Consider the following 15,838-nt stretch of genomic DNA (forward strand, 5'->3'; position numbering starts at 1 on the left):
TTATTCTCCTATTGCGATGTAAGAACAAACAACTGGCGTAGTAACATTTTTGGTGCCATTGGTATCAATGACAACATCAAATTGAGATCGACTGACGACCTTAGCGTAAGGAATGCCAGCCCAGCCTTCGGGGTTTACGACATTATTGGGAGTAATCGTAATACCTGTGCATCTAGTAGGAAAGGCTATATCAAAAGTCACTCTGCTTGCCGCAAAAGTTATACCGGTTGCTGGTACCGTGATTGCGCCTAAACGCATAAGCTTGGGTACGCGAGAAATAATTTGGTTATCCACCCAATTTTTTATAGCGTTTGAATTTGTGCAAATGAAGTTGGCGCCATCATATATTAGAATTGCAATTAACCCTGCAGGTAATTCACCAGCTTTTAACAGTTGAAGTTCAAAGTTTAATACAGGCTTAGCACCAAAGCCATTGAGATTAAGCGTTGTCGCCCCTATATTTGTAATTGCTATTTTTAATTGAATAACCATACCAGTAGTTAAAGCCAATGGCTTTGGCTCGAGTGTTGCAGTTAATGCGTTTGCTGTTCCGCCCGCCTCTGCATAATTCCATTTGCCGCTTTGGCTATCAATGGCGATTTTTTCAATATATTGCCCGCCAACCTTGGTAAAAACACGCCCGTCAGGTAGGCCAATACCGTGGCCGTCTTGGGTTTGCCAAAAACTCCATGCCTTGCCATTCCACTCCGCAAGTTGGCCTGTTTGACCAAGCCATGCACTATTTGCGTTAGAAGGCACAACATAAGTGTCGCCTTGATTGTTGCTATTTGGTGGTGTGGTTAAACTTATCGATTTAACCGGCAGCCAAGGCGTATTCATAAATTGCGTAGTGCTTATTCGACGCGTTTCAACATAATCGCGCGTTGCCCAAAGAATGGTAGGATCTACCAAAACAACCACTTGCGCTTGTTCACCAAGCACCAATTGAAATTCATAAAATACGTCTTCAAGTTGGCCTTCAGCACTTGTGGCTTTATAATAAGGTGCAGGCTTAACAACGGCCAGCATATCGCCATCAACATCAAATAGACCAAATTCGCGCATCCACCAACCACCAACATTATGGGGAATAATCGCGTTAATAATAACGGCTGCAGGGTTTTTAGGATCTATTTCAACCGAGTCCAATTGTGTGCGCCACACCTCATGCACAAGCCCTGTTTGACTGGGCAATGGATTAACCTCTTGGCCGCCGCCATCACCAATGGCGAAATGGGAAAATTTAACCTCTCCCTTATCAGCTGTGGCCTTGGCGATTTTAAATTTACCCTTATCGGTTAAAAGCGTAAAATAACGTTGGTTATCAGCCATAGATGCCTCCTTTCGCGGTTATGCGTACGTGTTTGAAAACGTAAGCGCCACCGCCTGCATAGGTTGGAATAGAATAATCTTGATTAGTAAGCTGTGGCCCGTTCACGCGGATGCGGCTTGATCTTTGCGAGGTTAAAACCGGATGAATGGTATTAAGGTTTGATAACCCAATAAATAATTCAACGTCTTGGCTTTTGCGTTTATAATTTTCAATTGCGCGGCGGGCGATTTGCTGCATGCGTGGATCCAGCAAAACATCCTGCGCGTCAAAAATTGCCTCTTTAGGAAAGACAATGGCGCGATGCGTACCCGGCTTACCCTTTGGTTTCTTTTCATACCATTGCGTCCATTGGGTTTGCATACCTAAAAGCGATAATGCAAGGCGCACACCATAAAGCGTGCCTTTAGCCTCATGTAGCTCATACCAACGCTTTAATAAGCGTCTTTGTACCGCTTCAGAAAGACCCGGCTCAATAATATCTTCCAAGCTTAATTCGCGCGTTAAAGCTGGCAAGCTCACACTTGGCGCTGTATCAATAAACTCAGCCAAAACCAGCTTAAAATCCACATCATCAAGTAAAGCGCTTGCAGCCTCCATTAATGCGCGATTAAAGCTGTCATGCACAGCAGGCGGCAATGTTTTTGGGTCAAGGCGCGGTTTATGCTGCATTGACCACCACCATTTCAATGGTTACATTAGCTTTATCCATAAATTGCCAAGGCTTTAACTGCTGGAATAACAGCCCTTGCACGTCAACATCGATAACGCCTGCAATATGTTTTATCGGCTCAGCCAAATCACTTGGTGCAATAACACCGCCTAACTTTTCGCGCCATAAAGCTTGCTGTTTGGTAATTAAGGTTTTGGCTTCTGCCTCAATAATTCCTGCACCAAAGCGGCAACGAATAATGATATGCAGTGCGCATTCTAAACCCTCACAGTTTTTTATAGTGACCTCATCACCAAGTGGACGCACAGTTTCAGGGTCAAGTGCTGCCAAGACTTGGGTCTTTAAGGCAGCCTTAGCATCCCCCTCAAGGGTTAAAACATAAATATTAATATAACACGGCTCTGGCCGCACAATAGCGCAATCAACAATAGCACTTGAAACACCCATAACTGTTTCGCGATATGCGTCTGCTGGGCCTGCGCGGCTTATACGCTTAGGCGCATTAGCAATACGCAAACGCCAGGCGTCAAGTGGTTCAATATCTGCGCCACCATCAGGCGCAACCGTATTAGACACACTCAACCCGGCAATTGGGTCAAGAAATGTTGTGATGCTAGTTGCGGTTAAATTATTCGCATTTACTCCAGCCTCACTTGCCAAAGCCAAGACTTCGATGCTTGTTTTACCAGCCTCAATGATTGCATCATTTTGCGTTAGAAAGATAACATTGCCGCTACCTGCGCTAACGCGTGTGTCTGCCGGTATAAGCGTATTTTGATTGCGCTTTTGGTTTAAAGTAAAGGTTAAAATAACGCTTGCCTTGGCTGCCGGCAATCTTGGTGTCCAACGGTTTGTGGCAAGCTGCGATAGGCCGCTAACACTTGCAAAGGGCACGAGGTAATCAAGCGCTTGGCGCTGCGCCTCTTCAGCAGCTAAAGACAGACCATAGGCCCAAGTTTCAATAAGATACATTTCAACTTGACCATGATAAAGCTTGCGCCCTGTTGCCTGTTCAAACTGTGTAATCATGCGATCCCGAATTTTCAAAGGATCGGTTTCATAAATTTGCGGTAAAGGCGTTTTTAGTAATGCCTCTAAACTGTAAGGGCCTTCACGATCACGACGCATAAATTTGCCCTTTAGTTGCAGTTAAATTATAGGTATAATTGGTAAAATCTGCGCTGACATCATCACGTACCCGCACCGGTATAATAACGCTCCAGTGATACGGCTCTATAGCCTCAGTCGTTACGCTACCAACTTCAATCCGTGTCACCCACGCATTAACTGCATCCCAAATAATTTGACTGATAAGGGGTGTTGCTTCCAAGGCAGGCAAATCAATTATCGACATCAAATTACAACCCTTTAATGGGTTGGTTGGTACTGAGCCAATTTGTGTCATAAGAATTATTCTTATTTCTTGAAAAATATCATCATAATCATGAACAATATTCCCTGACAGCATGTCGTCATTTGCCGACACAAGCTTTTTTTGCCAATGAACAAAGGGAATATTGTCGCGCTCAATCATTACACTTGCGTCTCGCTTTCTCGGCTTACGGTTCAATCAAATATTAAATTTAAGACTGAACGGAGCCTAACGCGCGCGCGCGGATAATGGCACGGGCATTGCGCCCGTGATGCTTAATTTATGATATTAAAGGATTAAGGCAGTGGTGTGCTGCTGGTACCGCCACCTGGTTCAACACCCGAATGAGTATGGTCTGAGCCTACATTTTTATCATTGTGGCGTAAAGAGCCACCTTCAAACTTGGCATTGCCTTTGTGAGAAAAATCACCGGTTGATTGCACTGTGCCACCAGAGCCTATCACAATGCCAGTTCCGCCAACGGTTAGGCTTATTTGATCACTGGTAATTTCAACACGCGCGATACCTATTTCAATCACATAGGGCGCGGTTTGTTTCACTGTATATTCGCCGCTATCCTTGTCGTAAGTCTCCTCACGGCCGCCGCGCATATTATTGACTATTTGGTTTGGGTTATCTGTTGGTGGCGTGTCAATATCAGAATAAAATGAGCCAAGAATAACGCCTTCTTCACCGCGCTCATCCGTTAGCACATTTACCTGCGCGCCGACCTCTGGCATCGAGTATGATTTGCTCGCACTTGCCACTTGTTGATTAACATTAAGCCACCAACTCACAACACCATCTTGATCTTGCAATTCAACCCGCGCTAAGCCTTTTGCACCATTGACCTCTGTTACAATGCCTTTGCGATATTGTGGGGTCATCCGCGTACGCTCCCATCACCTTGCACTGTGCCCAAAAAGTCAACGCCGCTAGTGCTACTATTAGATGCGCTTGCACTATTGCCAGATTTTTTAGTCTTAGCACTGTTTTTGACTTTTTTACCATCTTCAATGTTTTTACCCGTTGCCCGCTCAATATCAGCTGACATCTCATAGCCTGACCGGCTTGAATTATGCTCCGATTGCACAACGAGATAACGACCATCAAACACGCCAAAGTTTTTAAGCTCAATTACTGCACCTGCAACGATTGTCGGCACGCCAACCATATTTAAAGTTCCGGTAATTTTTTGCGCGTTCTTTGCGTCAAGCCGGCTTTTGGCAACGCGCTTTGCCTGTTCTTCATTTTCAACGCGCACATCAATTTTCATCACATCGCCCGATGATGTCACAACGCCTAAATCGTCAACGCTTGATGCTTCTTGCCCAACAAGTGCCTTTCGTTGCGGGTGGCTATATTTTACTTCTGCTTTTTGGGCGGCCTTATGATCTGAAAAGCTCAAATCATAGCTTTTAAGCATTTGTGCCGCCTCTGCTAGGCGGTCAACCACATAGATGGGGTCTCTTGCCCTTAAACCATCTCGGCTAGTAAACACCAAAATATTGCCCTTCACGGTAAAATAATGACCATAATCATCAGCAAGGCGTTTTAAAAATTCAAGATCACGTTCGCCATGCTGTGTAACACGCTCAAGCTTAATATCTTCAATTTCACCTTCAACTTTTAAACCATGAGCCTTGGCTATTTTTTGCACAATATCGGAAAGGCTTTGTGTTTCAAAAGCCTTGGTGTTTTTAGTGCGCAGGCTTTGTGTTTTAGGGGCGCTCAAGCCCTTTATTTCAATGGTGTCGCCGCCACTATCACCACTTACTGACCATTCATCAATGGTAAATTTGCCCGCATAAACAAGCTCATCACTATAGCCATACCAAACTTCCATCGTGTCGCCATCTTGTGGCGCATATTCACCAAGCCATTTACCGTCTGCATTTTGCATCTTTAACGAGCATTCATCGCTTTCGCCGTGGCGTTTATCTGTATAGGTAATGCTTGTTGTATATCCGCCAAATTCAGCGCTCACATCCATGCCTTGATATTTCACAACAAATGAAGGCTCCCGCACGCTTTTCATAGATTTACTCCCTGTTTCCAAGGCGGTAATAGTCTGTCATTAACCGCGACACTTTTTTCGCGCAGTGGTATTTTAAGCGTTAGACCAGCAGGCAGTATTGCAGGAATTTGATGGTGGGTAAAAAGCGCAATATTGGCATCAATTAAAACATTTTGCAGGCGCACATCTTCATAATAATAAAAAGCCAAAGCATCAAAGCGCTCACCATCTTTTGTAAAATGCTCAATATAGCCAAATGTTTGATTGCTCATTTATCTATCCCTCACTTTTTTGCATTAGGCATTTTATCAGCTGTTCCGGTGGCTGCCCCACCGCTTTTAGAGCCGCGCATTGCCCCCATTAAAGCATCAAGTGGATTAATCATTGGTGCTTCAATCAAGGTCATAGAACATTCCATCCGCACAACTTTACCGCCGCGTTTGGTGGTTTTTAAATTGTTGCAATCAAGCGTTTCAACAACATAGCGCATGCCTGCAAAACCAGCTTGAGAAATAAACGGCATTGGCGTTTTCATCAGATAAGCTGCCATAAGCCGCGCCCATTGCACGCTAGGATTGCAAAAGGTTTCATCAAAGAAAAATTCAAATACGCGCTCATCAAGCTCACGGCCAATCGCTTGCAAAACCGGTTTGCCACGAATAACATCATGGCGCGCCCATGAGTTTTGAAATGTCTGCTTATCGCTGGTTGGCCCAGTCATATAGTCATTTGGCCCAAAGCTGCCTAAAACAATACTACCCAAATAAGAAAGCAACATATTAATAAGCCTTTCTTTCCTTTGCCGCCGCAGCCTTATCCAGCAATTTAGGCAGTTTACCTTCAAGCTCGCGCATGACTTGTGCCATAACGTCTTTAAGCGTCTTTTCGTCAGCACTGCCTGCAACATTGATAATAGGCGCAAAATTAACCGATAATGCGCCGCCGCCACTTGAATTACCACTGGGTAAACCGCTTGATAAGGCACCGCTTGTTGGCGCGCTTAATGCGCTTGATACGCCGCCAATCATATTGCCATCAAGTGTGCCACGCACGCTCTTAGCAATGCGCTCCGCGGCTTTTATTGCAGGTTCTGGTCGCATGGCGGTTGCCAAGGTTTCAGAAAAGCGCACGCGGTCAAGATCAGATAGTGGGCCAACCTTTGCAGGACTATGGGGCAAATAATCGCGAATTTGTCCAACAACATCGCGCGTTGCTTGAATGGCGCTATTAGCACCATTTTTAATGCCTTGCGCAAATGTGCGCATTAAGGCCGCGCCATGGCTTTCAAAATTAGCGCGTGATAGGCTTGATCCGGCATTTTTTAACGCCGATTCAAAAGCATTGGCAATATTACCAGCTTTGGCAATAGTTTCTGCCGTTTTGCTTTGCAATTGGTTAAGGCCTGCATTAACGCCGCCAAATTCAATCGCAGACAAGGCTTGCAGTTTTTGTGATAATTTATCAACTTCCGCTGTAGCAGCTGCAATAGCAGCAGGATCTTGCGCTACAACATTGACGGCCGCCGCGTCCTCACCACCTGAAAACAGGCCTTTTACAAAGCCCCATGCCTTACCAACCGTGTCAAAGACACTTTTGATTTTCCCCTTAGCTCCTTCAAAAATGCCTACTATTTTATCCATACCTGTTTGGATAGTGTCGGATTGTAAAATCCCACTCCAATCGACCGTGGGTATCCAATCCCCCCAATTTAAAGGATTTAAATATGCAAGCCAGTCAAGTGCGCTTAAAACATTATCCCATGAGAACCATGAAATAACCGTATCCCAACCGGGGAAGCCAGGAATAAATTTAATCCAACGCAATGGCGAAAGATAAGAAAGCCAATTAAGTGCCTTTAAAACACTATCCCATGAAAACCATGAAATAACCGTATCCCAACCGGGAAAGCCGGGGATAAACTCAATCCAGCGTATTGGGCTTAAATAGCTAAACCAGTTAATGGCTGTAAAAATATTATCCCAAGTAAATAGGCTTTTTACCCAATTCCAAAATTCAGCAAATATCTGTTTTGTTTTGGTCCATATTTTTTTAAACCATGGGCCAATCTTATCCCAATTGCGATAGATAAGATAAGCACCGGCAGCAATAGCTGCAATTGCCGCCACAACCCAGCCCAAGGGCGTTGTCATAAAAGCAATACCCATTGAAATAAAACCTTTGGTAACAAGCCCAATGGGAATAAGTACCATCCGTAAGACTGCGCCCAATTTGGATACGCCGTTTAATTTGCTAAACAAGCCAACAGCGGTGCCACCAAAGCGCACCATGCCAACAATGCCTTGCCCAACTTGGAAAAAACCAAGCGACATGCGCATTAAGGCTGGAGCTAATGGCAAGGTAATCAATACCATTGCCAAATTTTCCCAGCCGCCAACATAGCCAGCAATATTGTCTAATACGCCAAAAATTTTATTGCCTGCTGCCCATAGGCGTTCAATAACCGCCCAAGCAATCGTCATCATATTTATCATATTATCGGATATTTTTTGGCACCATTCATCCAATGTGCCATCAGCTGCCCATTTATCAATCAGGCTTACTATCAAATCAAGCTTTTGTGTCAAAAAATCAAAGACACCGGCATTCATGATTTTAAGAGTGACTCTATCCCATGTATTGGAAATTTTCCAAAGCATGCCATCCCATGTTTTGCCAAAGGCTGCACTTTGTCCACCAAAACGCGCCTCCATAATTTTTTGCAAGGCAGCGGCATTGGCTGCTTTATTGCCATCCTTAGCCTTATACATCTTCATGCGGCCGTCTTTGCCAGCAAACATATATTCGATGTATTTACCGTTTTTTTGTGCTGTAATGCCGAATTCTTTTAAACCGCCAAGCTCACCGCGCATTGCATCGGTATAGGCTTTGGTTGCTTGCTCCAATGGTTTATTGGTTGCAACCGCCATATCGGCCATATTTTGTAATGCGCCTTTAGTGGGATCAATTCCCGAATTTTTCATTAAAATAAAAGAAGCGGCAAGGTCTTTAATGCCATGGGGTGGCATTTGTGCCTTTTCAACCCATTGCATGGCCTTTGCAGCTTCTTCAGCTGATGCGGTCACACCGCGCATTTGATTGGTAAGTTGCTGATATTCACGTGCTTGCTTGCTACCCTTAATGGCTGCGCCCAAAGCCATACCACCACCAGCAAGTGCGGCACCGCCAAGCACTGCACCATATTTAGCAGCGCCCATTGCCCCTTTGCTAATATTGCCAAGCCCCGTACCAATTTGCACGCCAGCCCGCCCAACTTTATTGGCCTGTAAGCGTATCCAGCGTTCGGTTACTTTATTGAGTTTTGTAAGTGCATCTGCTTCAGCTCGCCAACCTTTGGTACGTTGCCCGATTAAGCGTTCGGTCTGGGCTGATGCAGCAGCTTGTGCCTTTTCAGACTTTGTTGCAGCTTGCGTGGCCTTGGCAGCCTTGTTAGCCGCCTCGGCATTTTTGCCTTGTGCTTTGGCTGTTTTTTCTAACGCCTTGGCGCTTTTTTCAGCACCTTTTGCCGTTTCGCTATTGATGCCTTTTTGAGCCTTGGCAATGGCGTCAAAAGTCTTGCTCGCCTTATCAATGGCCTCAAAAACAAGGGAAAACTTCATAAGTCATCTCCCCAATCGGCCATTAATAATTTATTTTCCAAAAGTCCCTGTTTTAAAGCTGTTCGCTTTAAAGGGCTTTTGGTTGCCTCAAAAACAAGGGAAAATTTCATTTTTTTAGATCCTTTCCCTTATTTGTTAAGATCCACTTTTCATTGCGGCTTGCTCTTCTTTTGCTGCCTCAACTGCGGTTTTAAGCCAATAATAAAAATCTTGGCTGCGCATATCCATTAAAGTTTCAAAATCCCAACCGCGCGTTACCATCCAGTCAATATCTTGCGCATTGGGGATTAATCGTTTCCCTCGTTCTCTTCGTCATCGCTGTAAAACTCACCGAGCAATTGCATGAAGTCCTTGCCTTTTATTTTTTCTTCAATATCCGTCAAGGTCCAACGCTCACCATTAAATAGGCAAACACGTTGCATAAGCAAAAGCTGCATGCGGCTGCCGTCGCCTTTAGACGCACGTTGCGCGGCTTGGGCGTCGCTTATGTGCCAATCTTCAGGAATGGTGACCGTAATTTTACTGCGCTCTAATGTGATGTCGCGTGTTGGAAATTCAGGCTTTACCTTGATATTGTTTGGTTTTGCTGTCGCTTCACTCATGTCATATATTCCTATTTTAAAATTATAATTTATAAAAAAACGGCCGGACGACTGGGGATTTATGGGCAATGCCGTCCGGCCTTACCCGATAGAATGGGGAGGAGACAACCTATCGAATAATGATTATTATTGCGGCCAGACGTTTTTTCCTTGGATGCGATGCACGCCATTGAAAAGATCAAACTCAAAAAGCGGCGTGCTTTCACGGCTAAATTTTTGCACCATGGCAATCACTGACAATTCATAAGTATTGGCTGTTGCTTCACCTAGTTTAAAACTGGTTTCGCCTTTTTTGGCTGGCAATGTGGTAACAGTGGTAATTAGCCGCCCACTTGCTTCCTCGTCCAAGCCTTCACCGCCAAACAAATCAAGATAGGAATGCACCATAAAGCGGCACGCTTTGACGGGGTTTTTTAACCGCGCATCAAGTTCCAGCTCTGGATATTGCAATTCTAGAGTTGCCTTAAGCGGATCCATGGCGCGGCTTGGTAATTCAGCAACCGCAATTTGACCAAGCGTTTCATGGCTTACCATTTTATATGATATTTCACCCACCTTAAATTCCTTAACGCGGCCAGTGAGCCGATTGTCTTCAAGGTAAACATCAGAATTGGTGATATGCCCAAGTTGAATAGGTTTCATGGAATTAATCCCCTTTACGATGTAAGCCCAAGGGCATTTTTAATGAGTGACATATCAAGATAGCTTTCAACCGTTAGCCACTCCATGGGAGCCACTGGCGCAAGATCTAGCTTGTAATAAAAGTGACCATTGGCAACATCACGCGATGTGGTTTTTTCGCGGTCAAAAGCAAAGCGTCCACCATAAAGAACGTCTTCACCTTCTTTTTTGCGCAAGAATGCATTGACATCTTCTTCCACCTGTTCAATCCCTGCGCGGCTTGCCAAGCTATCAATGCGCTGTTGCATATAATAGGTGGCAGACTCGTGGATCATGTCGATGATGCGGCGCGTTTGAATGAAATTGCGCTGTGTTATATCTGATGGAAAAGCGGCAGAACGGTTGCCATAAGCGCGGTAGCCATTGCCATACATATTCATGATGGTGACAATGCCAACCTCATTAAGCGCATTGGTTTCGCTGGATAAATCACCAGGGTGATAATAAATATCGCGCTCCATGCCAACCACATCGGTCATGGTTTTATTGGATGGTGAATAATGGTAGCCCTGTGCCAAATCAGTGGCAACAATAACACCGGCATAATGTTGGCTATAGGGTTGGTTTACCACATCATCTGCCACCGGATCATAGGCTTTAACCTGCGGATAGGTTAGAATAGAACGGTCGCTTGCAGTGTTATATTCTCCACCAACACCGCGCGAGGCAATGGCTTGCTGAATAGTTAAACCAGCTGGCAAATCAGAAATATCCATGGCATGAATTTTATTTGAAATAACATTCATGCCTGTTCGCACACCAACATGGGTGGAAAAGCGCGGCGCAATCAATATTTTAGGGAAATAGCCAAGCTCGCCAAATGTGCCTTGTGCAAGTTGAAATCCGCTTGCGCGCCCTGCAGCATCAATGGAGCCAACAATATCAGCCGCTGTTACTTTTGTTGGGTCAGGATTGCCGTTTTCATCCTTATGCTTATCAGGATCAAAAACATTAACCGCAATGATTGTGCCGCCGCCTTGGCCATCCTGCACTTTATTGAAAATGGCGTTGATCGCTTCAGGCATTGACCAGCCACCGGCAATTTGCGGGCCAATTAAGGCAGCTGCATCTTTAGCTGAGCGGATGACAATGCGCTTATTGATTGCGTCTTTACGCTTTTCTGCCGTGTCATAAATTTCATGAATGGGGGCAGTGCCGACAATCATGGTGACGGCGCTTTTTACATCGCGGATAATGCCCGCGCCTTCGCGCCGCTCAATAACCTCTGGGCCGTGATGAAAGTTTGTGGACATTATTTAGCTTCCCTTTTGGTTTTAGGTTCAGTTTGTTGGGCAGGCTCTTGCGCAATCAACAAACCGCCGACAATCAGCGCTTCAATTTCAGGGTGATTTTCCGGCAAATCATAGATTTTGCCTGGCACCAAATTGCCATCAAAAATTATTTTGCTACCATCCTTGATGCTGCGTGCCTGAAATGGCCCTTGATATAAAAACTGCTTCATTTAAATCTCCTATCGCTTAAGCGTCATTAGCAGGGCCAAATGCTGGTTCGTTAAAGGCGGGCTGTTGGGCAATACCAAAGCGCAAATCGGCCATTGCTGGTATGTGATGGTTAAACTCAATCAGCCAACGCCAGCCATTATCAATGCGAGCATCAAGCTTTTCTGAAATGGGTAAAAGGGGCGTTGCTCCAACAAGGCTTTGCCCTTGCAGCGCAAGTCTTACCGCCTCAATTGCTTTATTGGATGAAATGCTGCCCTCACGCGCATTGCGCAGTGAGCGCACCAAAATATAAATTTGCCAGCGTATTGTGCGGCGCGGCGCATAAGCGCTTGTTGGTGCATCATCATTAGGGCTATAGGTTGAGCCACCAAATATTGTAAACACCGCCGCATCATGGCCGCTTAAAAACTCATAATTTTCGGCACTCTCGTCAAAAGGCTCAATCAAATTGAATATGTCGCCCGTTTGCTCTTTAAGGGTTAAAATCATTTTGTCTTCAATGCGGGTTAGCATATCCGGCTTTTTATCAATTTTTATCAATGGTAGCCCTCCAATGCTTTTTTCATGCGGCTTTCTGGCATGTATGAATTGACTGTTTCGGCATAAGTGCCGTTTTCAGGCTGGTTGCCATCCCCATCGCCATCAAGGGTAATGCGGCCCAAAGCAATGTCTTTTAAAACGCCAACCGCCTTGTCATAACGATCCTTAACAAGATCAGACATTGATGATGATTGATCACCCGTTGAGCGCAAGGAATAACGCGCCAAGTCATGAGCAACATTTTTTAAAAGGTTTGGTATTTTAACAAATGGCCTTGGGTAACGCGCCCTTACATAGCCATCAATCATATCATCTGCCGCCAATAACTCAGTTGTGGCGCGGTTTAAATCAAGCACCCGTTCATTATGCGGCCCAGTCCCCAAAAGCCCATCAGCCTCACGGTTACCTAAACGCATTACAAATTCGTCAGCTGATAGGTATTTGGGGGGCATTGCTATTGCTCCTTTAACTAGACCGGCTTAATGGTGCCACTTGCCACAAGGTTGGTGATTTGCGCCGCATCCAAATCAAATTCCACAATCGTGCCAACTGCTAGTCGTTCACCGCCGCATTTTAACGGCGATAAAACCTTATAGCTTTGCAGTTTAATGCCTGCCGTCTCATCAGTTGGCTGGCTTTCATCGCTCACCGCATCATTAGGATTTATGTCGTTTGGCGATATAATATCGGCTTCACCGCTTTCAACGTCACTTTCTAACTCTGGTTCAAGTTCTTGTTCATTAGTAAGCGCGTTCAAAGCCGCTTCATCCAAGGCTTTATCATCGGCTTCTTTAACGGTTTTTGCATTCCTCGCCATGGGTGGCTCCTTAACTTCGTGATAAGTTTAAAACGGCTATTGATGGGGCTAGCTTTTACGCGGCGGCTTTAAACAAAAAGCCGGCTTCTTGCCCAGTGACATAGGCTTTAAATTCTTCCGTCACTGGATAAATCCAGCTTTTGCGTGAATTTTCAAAATAAGGTGCTTCAACAATTGGATAACCAGTTAAGCGATAGGTATAACCAAAGGCTGGCACCATGAAATTTGAGCCATTGGGCACATATGCAAGGATGGCATCATTGCCCCAAACATCTTGCGCCATTTCATCATCACCTGCGGTTTCAGGCAGGCCAACGGCTTTACCAACCACCACTTTATCAATGTCAAAATAAGCAGCGAGCATTTCAGTGGTGAGCGAGTCTGAATTGGTATATTTAAACTGGTCTTTAATCCGCTCATGGCGTTTTAAGGCTTTAAATACTGATGGGCCAATCACAAGCGTATTGGGATAACGACCGATAGAGCGGCGCACATTATCCTTAGCTTCATCAATATCGTCAGATGGGTTAGAGCTTTGCGCGCTCCACTTATCATTGCCGGTTAAGGTTAGCTTATGATTATTATCATAAAGGCTGTCATCGCGAACCATATTAGCAATATCAACCTCGCGGCCAAGGCCAATAATATCCTGCACCAATTCAATGGAAACAGCCGCCAAATCAATGCCAGGTACGCTTTGCGCATCTTGCTGGGTTTCAATAGGCACTAAAGCTTCCAAGCTTTCTTGGGCGAGGGCAACTGTGTCCGCAGCATAGCCAAAAGTAATACGCTTGGTTTCAGCCCCTGGTGCGCGGCGCGTATCAACATAACGGCGAAAGGCTTCCTTGCCAAATTTAATCACCTTCATCGAGCGGTTTGGAATATCGGCAACCGGTAAAAGATGGTGGCTAATAAGTTCAGCATTGGTATAACCGCGCGCTTGCGTGGTTAGGATAGGATCAATAACTTGTGCGCGGCGAGTGTTCATCTGTGCCATAAGTGTTTACCTTTTTAAATAAGCTTAAATGTTAATGGATTGAGCAGCTTTTGCGTTTAGCGGATTAAAATGCTAACGCGCTCACCAATACCGGCCTTGCGAGTGGCAATACCAAAGACGCTTGCACCTGCTGCTGTTGGTATTGGTAAGCCTTCAGCATTGGAGCTAAGCTCATCACCCACCTCAATGGCAGCTCCTGCCTCCATATCGACAAGGCCAATGGTGACAATGCGCACCGAGTCGCCCGTTGCTTCACCATCATTGGCGGCAACACCAAAAACCTTTTTGCCAGCAGTTGCTGGTTTATTGTCAAAGCCAACCAATTGGCCAGCTTGTATTGGAGCGCTAGCAATAATGGTAATTGTCATTGTTTCAATTGAGCCGCGAAAATAAGGGGTCGTCATAATCTTTTATCCTTGATTGTTGGTTTTACAATTTAAGACCAATTGGGCAAGTTCAGCCCTTAATTAAAGCGTGCCTTCAACCGCCTGCACGGCGCTAGCAAAATCAACATCGGGGTGGGAAAGCTGATAGGCTTTGGCTTTTTCATAAAGCTCTAAACGCTCAGGGTCGGTTTCAAAATTATCGGGCGCATTAAAGCTTGCCGCTTCCTTTTTTTCTTCTGGTGGCACAGTTTCGCCAAAAGACACAGTGCGCGGCAACTCACGCAAAATATCCTTAAGCGCGGTGGCTGCATTCTTTTTTCTGCCATCGCTAAAACTAATATTGCTTGGGCTTTGCGCTACACTATCAAGCACGCGCGCAATATCCTCGCGCTGCTTTGGTAAAATCTTACCAGCCTTAACCAAGCCTTCCGCAAAGCTTAAATTGCCTTGATGCACCAATGTTAGAGCCTGTGCTTTAACCGCGTTTTCACGCTTTGCCAGGGCCGCCTCGCGCTGCCTTAAGCTTGAAAATGAGGCTTCATTTTTCTTCTCATCTTCATCCTCAGCGTTTGGATTATCTGCTATCGCCTCAGCCTTTGGCTCTTCAACAGCAGGTGCGGCGGTAACATCGGCTAATGCTTCTTGCGCCTTGTCCGCCTCATCTTCAGCGATTAATTTTTCAAAATCATCATCATTGAAAATGTCATTGCTTTGCTCAGGCCCAATCTTATTGGCAATAAAATCCTTTAGGCGGTCCAATAGGCTCATCTTATTCTCCGAAAAATTAAGTGTGATTATGCGATTTTTCGCACCAGCAAATTGCACGGATTTGAGCCCATGTACTGCTGGTGCGGCTGCACCTAAAAACCCAACATGACGCAAATAAAGGTGACCGGGTTTAGGGTTGGCAGGGGCATCAGGCGCAAAAAAGGACGCCGATATTTTTTTAAATTTTTGTGCTTTTACCGCGCGCTTAAAATCCTCATCCGTAATGTCAACATCGGCAACAAGCCGCTTTTTGCTTTCATCAAAGGTTAAGCCTTTTACCCAGCCATAGGCAGGCATATCATTTTCAGGGTGGCCAATAACAATGGGCGCATCAAAGCTTGCATCATAACGGCTAGCAATATTTTGCAAGTCGCTATTCGTTATGACCACATCTTCCCCCTCCATAGAATGGAAGGTGCCGGGTCTGAAAATTTCTATTTGGGTAAGGTCGGGTTTCGTGCTCATGGCTCATTGATAGCAGGCACAACAACGCATCGGCACGGGCATCGCGCCCGTGGTATATATATCGCTTAAATTATTTTTTGGAGGGATAATATTGGCTGCTTTATGCAGCT

20 protein-coding genes are annotated in these 15,838 nt (G+C 45.2%); all 20 read right to left on the reverse strand.

From position 1 onward, the window contains the following. Complete coding sequence (locus N6A79_RS05830; protein WP_268547334.1) at positions 1–1,332, reverse strand: phage tail protein; 1,332 nt, start codon at positions 1,330–1,332, stop codon at positions 1–3. Further along, the gene (locus tag N6A79_RS05835) at positions 1,325–2,002 is read right to left on the reverse strand and encodes a phage tail protein I (RefSeq protein ID WP_268547335.1); all 678 of its coding nucleotides are present in this window, start codon (positions 2,000–2,002) and stop codon (positions 1,325–1,327) included. The genes N6A79_RS05830 and N6A79_RS05835 overlap by 8 nt, the downstream gene beginning before the upstream one ends. Next, positions 1,992–3,131 (reverse strand): baseplate J/gp47 family protein, encoded by a 1,140-nt coding sequence (locus N6A79_RS05840; RefSeq protein ID WP_268547336.1) that lies wholly within the window; start codon positions 3,129–3,131, stop codon positions 1,992–1,994. Before N6A79_RS05840 ends, N6A79_RS05835 begins: the two co-directional genes overlap by 11 nt. Then, complete coding sequence (locus tag N6A79_RS05845) at positions 3,121–3,537, reverse strand: phage baseplate protein (protein ID WP_268547337.1); 417 nt, start codon at positions 3,535–3,537, stop codon at positions 3,121–3,123. The genes N6A79_RS05840 and N6A79_RS05845 overlap by 11 nt, the downstream gene beginning before the upstream one ends. Positions 3,538–3,671: 134 nt before the next feature. Next, positions 3,672–4,262 (reverse strand): phage baseplate assembly protein V, encoded by a 591-nt coding sequence (locus N6A79_RS05850; RefSeq protein WP_268547338.1) that lies wholly within the window; start codon positions 4,260–4,262, stop codon positions 3,672–3,674. Beyond that, the gene (locus tag N6A79_RS05855; protein ID WP_268547339.1) at positions 4,259–5,413 is read right to left on the reverse strand and encodes a phage late control D family protein; all 1,155 of its coding nucleotides are present in this window, start codon (positions 5,411–5,413) and stop codon (positions 4,259–4,261) included. The genes N6A79_RS05850 and N6A79_RS05855 overlap by 4 nt, the downstream gene beginning before the upstream one ends. Then, entirely contained in the window at positions 5,410–5,664 is a 255-nt protein-coding gene (locus tag N6A79_RS05860) for a hypothetical protein (protein ID WP_268547340.1), read from the reverse strand. Before N6A79_RS05860 ends, N6A79_RS05855 begins: the two co-directional genes overlap by 4 nt. 11 nt (positions 5,665–5,675) lie before the next feature. Next, on the reverse strand, positions 5,676–6,170 hold the full coding sequence (locus N6A79_RS05865; RefSeq protein ID WP_268547341.1) for a phage tail protein: 495 nt from the start codon (positions 6,168–6,170) through the stop codon (positions 5,676–5,678). 1 nt (position 6,171) lies between these two features. Next, positions 6,172–9,009, reverse strand: coding sequence for a hypothetical protein (locus tag N6A79_RS05870; RefSeq protein WP_268547342.1), 2,838 nt, complete (start codon positions 9,007–9,009; stop codon positions 6,172–6,174). Positions 9,010–9,144: 135 nt separating this feature from the next. Next, positions 9,145–9,270, reverse strand: a complete 126-nt coding sequence (locus tag N6A79_RS05875) for a hypothetical protein (RefSeq protein WP_268547343.1) — start codon at positions 9,268–9,270, stop codon at positions 9,145–9,147. 26 nt (positions 9,271–9,296) lie between these two features. Beyond that, positions 9,297–9,611, reverse strand: a complete 315-nt coding sequence (locus N6A79_RS05880; protein WP_268547344.1) for a hypothetical protein — start codon at positions 9,609–9,611, stop codon at positions 9,297–9,299. A gap of 126 nt (positions 9,612–9,737) precedes the next feature. Further along, positions 9,738–10,253 carry a phage major tail tube protein gene (locus N6A79_RS05885; RefSeq protein WP_268547345.1) on the reverse strand — a complete coding sequence of 172 codons (516 nt, stop codon included), beginning with the start codon at positions 10,251–10,253 and terminating at the stop codon, positions 9,738–9,740. 14 nt (positions 10,254–10,267) lie between these two features. After that, positions 10,268–11,545, reverse strand: coding sequence for a phage tail sheath subtilisin-like domain-containing protein (locus tag N6A79_RS05890; protein WP_268547346.1), 1,278 nt, complete (start codon positions 11,543–11,545; stop codon positions 10,268–10,270). Beyond that, positions 11,545–11,754 carry a hypothetical protein gene (locus N6A79_RS05895; RefSeq protein WP_268547347.1) on the reverse strand — a complete coding sequence of 70 codons (210 nt, stop codon included), beginning with the start codon at positions 11,752–11,754 and terminating at the stop codon, positions 11,545–11,547. Before N6A79_RS05895 ends, N6A79_RS05890 begins: the two co-directional genes overlap by 1 nt. A gap of 16 nt (positions 11,755–11,770) precedes the next feature. After that, positions 11,771–12,295 carry a Gp37 family protein gene (locus N6A79_RS05900; RefSeq protein WP_268547348.1) on the reverse strand — a complete coding sequence of 175 codons (525 nt, stop codon included), beginning with the start codon at positions 12,293–12,295 and terminating at the stop codon, positions 11,771–11,773. Beyond that, the gene (locus N6A79_RS05905; protein WP_268547349.1) at positions 12,292–12,747 is read right to left on the reverse strand and encodes a DUF1320 domain-containing protein; all 456 of its coding nucleotides are present in this window, start codon (positions 12,745–12,747) and stop codon (positions 12,292–12,294) included. The genes N6A79_RS05900 and N6A79_RS05905 overlap by 4 nt, the downstream gene beginning before the upstream one ends. Positions 12,748–12,764: 17 nt before the next feature. Then, the gene (locus N6A79_RS05910) at positions 12,765–13,112 is read right to left on the reverse strand and encodes a hypothetical protein (protein WP_268547350.1); all 348 of its coding nucleotides are present in this window, start codon (positions 13,110–13,112) and stop codon (positions 12,765–12,767) included. A 55-nt stretch (positions 13,113–13,167) separates the two neighbouring features. Further along, positions 13,168–14,109, reverse strand: a complete 942-nt coding sequence (locus N6A79_RS05915) for a major capsid protein (RefSeq protein ID WP_268547351.1) — start codon at positions 14,107–14,109, stop codon at positions 13,168–13,170. Positions 14,110–14,165: 56 nt separating this feature from the next. Next, a complete protein-coding gene (locus N6A79_RS05920) occupies positions 14,166–14,513 on the reverse strand; it encodes a DUF2190 family protein (RefSeq protein ID WP_268547352.1) in 348 nt (115 codons plus the stop codon). 63 nt (positions 14,514–14,576) lie between these two features. Further along, entirely contained in the window at positions 14,577–15,728 is a 1,152-nt protein-coding gene (locus tag N6A79_RS05925; protein WP_268547353.1) for a hypothetical protein, read from the reverse strand. Positions 15,729–15,838 lie beyond the last annotated feature (110 nt).

This window comes from Bartonella sp. HY761 (assembly GCF_026743145.1).
Lineage (GTDB): Bacteria > Pseudomonadota > Alphaproteobacteria > Rhizobiales > Rhizobiaceae > HY038.

Coding starts and splice junctions, on each gene's coding strand:
- N6A79_RS05830 (WP_268547334.1), bottom strand. CDS start 1,332: ATGGCTGATAACCAACGTTATTTTACGCTTTTAACCGATAAGGGTAAA.
- N6A79_RS05835 (WP_268547335.1), bottom strand. CDS start 2,002: ATGCAGCATAAACCGCGCCTTGACCCAAAAACATTGCCGCCTGCTGTG.
- N6A79_RS05840 (WP_268547336.1), bottom strand. CDS start 3,131: ATGCGTCGTGATCGTGAAGGCCCTTACAGTTTAGAGGCATTACTAAAA.
- N6A79_RS05845 (WP_268547337.1), bottom strand. CDS start 3,537: ATGATTGAGCGCGACAATATTCCCTTTGTTCATTGGCAAAAAAAGCTT.
- N6A79_RS05850 (WP_268547338.1), bottom strand. CDS start 4,262: ATGACCCCACAATATCGCAAAGGCATTGTAACAGAGGTCAATGGTGCA.
- N6A79_RS05855 (WP_268547339.1), bottom strand. CDS start 5,413: ATGAAAAGCGTGCGGGAGCCTTCATTTGTTGTGAAATATCAAGGCATG.
- N6A79_RS05860 (WP_268547340.1), bottom strand. CDS start 5,664: ATGAGCAATCAAACATTTGGCTATATTGAGCATTTTACAAAAGATGGT.
- N6A79_RS05865 (WP_268547341.1), bottom strand. CDS start 6,170: ATGTTGCTTTCTTATTTGGGTAGTATTGTTTTAGGCAGCTTTGGGCCA.
- N6A79_RS05870 (WP_268547342.1), bottom strand. CDS start 9,009: ATGAAGTTTTCCCTTGTTTTTGAGGCCATTGATAAGGCGAGCAAGACT.
- N6A79_RS05875 (WP_268547343.1), bottom strand. CDS start 9,270: ATGGTAACGCGCGGTTGGGATTTTGAAACTTTAATGGATATGCGCAGC.
- N6A79_RS05880 (WP_268547344.1), bottom strand. CDS start 9,611: ATGAGTGAAGCGACAGCAAAACCAAACAATATCAAGGTAAAGCCTGAA.
- N6A79_RS05885 (WP_268547345.1), bottom strand. CDS start 10,253: ATGAAACCTATTCAACTTGGGCATATCACCAATTCTGATGTTTACCTT.
- N6A79_RS05890 (WP_268547346.1), bottom strand. CDS start 11,545: ATGTCCACAAACTTTCATCACGGCCCAGAGGTTATTGAGCGGCGCGAA.
- N6A79_RS05895 (WP_268547347.1), bottom strand. CDS start 11,754: ATGAAGCAGTTTTTATATCAAGGGCCATTTCAGGCACGCAGCATCAAG.
- N6A79_RS05905 (WP_268547349.1), bottom strand. CDS start 12,747: ATGCCCCCCAAATACCTATCAGCTGACGAATTTGTAATGCGTTTAGGT.
- N6A79_RS05910 (WP_268547350.1), bottom strand. CDS start 13,112: ATGGCGAGGAATGCAAAAACCGTTAAAGAAGCCGATGATAAAGCCTTG.
- N6A79_RS05915 (WP_268547351.1), bottom strand. CDS start 14,109: ATGGCACAGATGAACACTCGCCGCGCACAAGTTATTGATCCTATCCTA.
- N6A79_RS05920 (WP_268547352.1), bottom strand. CDS start 14,513: ATGACGACCCCTTATTTTCGCGGCTCAATTGAAACAATGACAATTACC.
- N6A79_RS05925 (WP_268547353.1), bottom strand. CDS start 15,728: ATGAGCACGAAACCCGACCTTACCCAAATAGAAATTTTCAGACCCGGC.